The organism is Bacteroides sp. CAG:633 (genome assembly GCF_000435115.1).
In the GTDB taxonomy this organism is placed as follows: domain Bacteria; phylum Bacteroidota; class Bacteroidia; order Bacteroidales; family Bacteroidaceae; genus Bacteroides; species Bacteroides ndongoniae.
This window is the reverse complement of record NZ_FR883088.1, coordinates 12610-15800: the sequence shown is the minus strand read 5'-3', so window position 1 is coordinate 15800 and position 3191 is coordinate 12610. Positions and strand designations below refer to the sequence as shown.

Genomic DNA, 3191 nt, shown 5'->3' with positions numbered 1-3191 from the left:
GACGTTACCTGTCAATCAGGGTTTTGCCGATTTGGGCCATTCTGCTGTTTGATGTGTTCATAGTAGCTGTTTCGTGTATGGCTGCTTATGTGTTAAGGTATAACCTTTCGTTGGTATTGGCAAATATCGAACACATAGACATTGCTGTCTTGTGGTGTGTAGGCGTGAACCTGGTGTTCTTCAAATTATTTAAGACGTATTCGGGGGTGCTGCGTTACTCCTCGTTCGTGGATATTTTGCGGATATTCGTTGCATTGGCTGTAGCTTATGCCGTATTGATGGTGCTGCGGATTGTGACGAATAATTTGGGTAGAGTTGGATTGCCGGGATGCAGCCTGTTGTTGGTAGCGTTTATGTTCAATTTTGGGTTGATGGCTATTTCGCGTGTGATAGCGAAGCAGCTGTTCGAATCGTTGAATGTAGACTATAAGCATAAGGCGAATGTCTTTATCTACGGTGCCAAGGAGATTGGGGTGAACATCGCCAAATCGTTGCGGGTGAACCTGAGTAACCGATATATCTTGCGCGGTTTTATTGCCGACGAGCCGGAATTGATCGGCAAGGTGCTGATGGGGGTAAAGGTGTATGCCAACAATGGGGAACTGGCTGACCGGATGGCAGAACAGGGAACAAGAACCATCATTGTGTCGCCTGCCAAGATGGAAGAATTGAAAAACTCGAAGATGCTGGATCAGCTGCTGAGCGGAGGTGTGAAACTGATGACGGCTCCGCCACTGGGTGAGTGGAACGGACAGATGCTGAACCAGTCGGAACTGAAGGAAATGCAGATAGAAGACCTGTTACAGCGGGAACCGATCGTGATAGATACACGGAAAATCGCTTCACACCTGGAAGGAAAACGGGTGATGATAACGGGAGCGGCCGGATCGATTGGCAGTGAGATTATGCGGCAGGTGGCCACCTTTGCGCCGTATCAGCTGATTCTGGTGGATCAGGCGGAAACTCCGCTGCACGACATCCGGCTGGAGTTGCTGGACAAATGGCGGGATCTGAAGGCGGTGACTATTGTAGCGGACGTCGCGAACGCTACCCGAATGGAAGAAATATTCCGTCAATACAAGCCGCAATACATCTTTCATGCTGCGGCTTACAAGCATGTGCCGATGATGGAAGACAACGTGTCGGAATCGATTCAGACGAATGTGAACGGTACGCGGACGGTAGCAGACCTGGCAGTGAAGTACGGGGCGGAGAAATTCGTGATGATCTCGACCGACAAGGCGGTGAACCCGACCAATGTGATGGGATGCTCGAAACGCATCTGTGAAATCTATGTGCAGAGTCTGGCCAAGAAATTGCAGAAACAGGGTGGGAAAAGCACACAGTTTATTACAACCCGCTTTGGCAATGTGTTGGGATCGAACGGGTCGGTGATTCCCCGGTTCAAGGAACAAATCCGTCGGGGAGGACCGGTGACGGTGACCCATCCGGATATTATTCGTTACTTTATGACCATTCCGGAAGCTTGTCGGTTGGTGCTGGAAGCCGGTAGCATGGGCAATGGAGGAGAAATCTACATTTTCGACATGGGCAAGCCGGTGAAAATTGTGGATCTGGCCAAACGAATGATCAGCTTGTCGGGAAGAACGGACGTAAAAATAGAGTTTACAGGATTGCGGCCGGGAGAAAAATTGTACGAAGAACTGTTGAACGTAAAGGAACTGACCAAACCGACCTATCACGAGAAAATCATGATTGCCAATGTACGGGAATATGATTACGATCAGGTGAAGGTGCAGATTGAAAACCTGATAAAGACCAGTTACACGTATGACGATATGCAGATTGTGGCAGCCATGAAAGAGCTTGTACCGGAATTTATCAGCCAGAACTCGAAATTTGAAGAACTGGATCATGCACATGAGAATGTTCAAAGTTAATGAATACAAGATGAGTTATTTTACTTACAAATTATAGGCAAACAAAAGGATGGAAAATTCGGAAAATAAACTTCCAAAGGAAGAGCAAGAGATAGATTTGATGGAACTTGCCCAGAAACTTTGGAGAAGAAAAAAAATGTTTTATAAAACATTGGGAGGGGCATTGATTGTAGGGTTTGTAATTGCTTTCAGTATACCAAAAGAATATAGCGTAACTGTGACATTGGCACCAGAATCTATGCGAAAGACAAGCAGTAGCTTAGCAAGTATGGCAGCAATGATGGGGTTAGGAAGTTTTACAAATAGCAGCGAAAGTGATGCGCTAAATATTTTGTTATTCCCTGACATTCTTGCTTCTAATCCCTTTGCACTAGAACTTTATTCGATGCCGGTGAAACCTACAGATTCCGATTCAATAATGGCATTAAATGAATATATGAGTACAGTGAAACGTCCTTGGTGGAGCAGTGTAGTAGGCTTACCTGGTAAAATGGTTGGTGGAGTTATCTCGCTGTTCACATCCAAAAATGAGACTGTAAAAGTAGATACTTTAAATCCGTTTAAATTGACAATGGCTGAAGCTGGAAAAGTTGGAGCTATCAAAAAAACGATGGAAGCTAGTGTCGACAAAAAAACAGGTTTTACCACAATTACAGTAAAGATGCAAGATCCAGAAGTGGCAGCAACTGTAGCTGATAGTGTAGTTAAGAAATTGCAGGATTATGTAACAGCTTATCGAACCAAAAAAGCTGCCGGTGACTGTGAATACTGGGAAAAACTCTATAAAGAGAAACAAACTGAGTATTATAAGGCCCAACAAAAATATGCCAATTATGTGGACGAAAATAAAAGTCTGTTTACGCAACGCTCGAAAATAGAAGGAGAGCGCTTGCAGAATGAAATGAACTTGGCTTTTCAGATTTACAATCAAATGGCAACCCAACTACAAATGGCACAGGGAAAACTACAGGAAGCCAAACCGGTATTTGCAGTGGTGGAACCAGCGACGGTACCCTTATATCCAGTAGCTCCGCGAAAAATGGTGATTTTGTTAGGATGTTTGTTCCTGGCTTTTGTAGGAACAGCCGGATGGATTCTGTTGGGAGAGGATAGTTGGAAAAAAATAAAAAATAGTTCTATAAATTGAATAAGAAGGAATATGAAAATGAAGCGTTTACTGATTGTCACGTTATTTTTGGCAGGTTGTGCGGTTTCGGAAGTATCTGCACAAACGAAGATGACGGACCAGCAGGTGATAGAATATGTGAAACAGGCGACCCAGGAAGGGAA

The 3191-nt window shown here is 44.6% G+C and carries 2 protein-coding genes; both read left to right on the top strand.

Going from position 1 to position 3191, the window contains the following annotated elements:
* On the top strand, positions 1-1901 hold a 1901-nt coding region (locus QVP67_RS09305; protein WP_288180073.1), incomplete at its 5' end, for a polysaccharide biosynthesis protein.
* Between the two features lie 49 nt (positions 1902-1950).
* Positions 1951-3048, top strand: coding sequence for a Wzz/FepE/Etk N-terminal domain-containing protein (locus tag QVP67_RS09300; RefSeq protein ID WP_022163292.1), 1098 nt, complete (start codon positions 1951-1953; stop codon positions 3046-3048).
* Positions 3049-3191 lie beyond the last annotated feature (143 nt).

Bases quoted from the DNA above. Each gene is read 5' to 3' on its own strand.
- QVP67_RS09300 (WP_022163292.1), top strand. From the start codon at position 1,951: ATGGAAAATTCGGAAAATAAACTTCCAAAGGAAGAGCAAGAGATAGAT.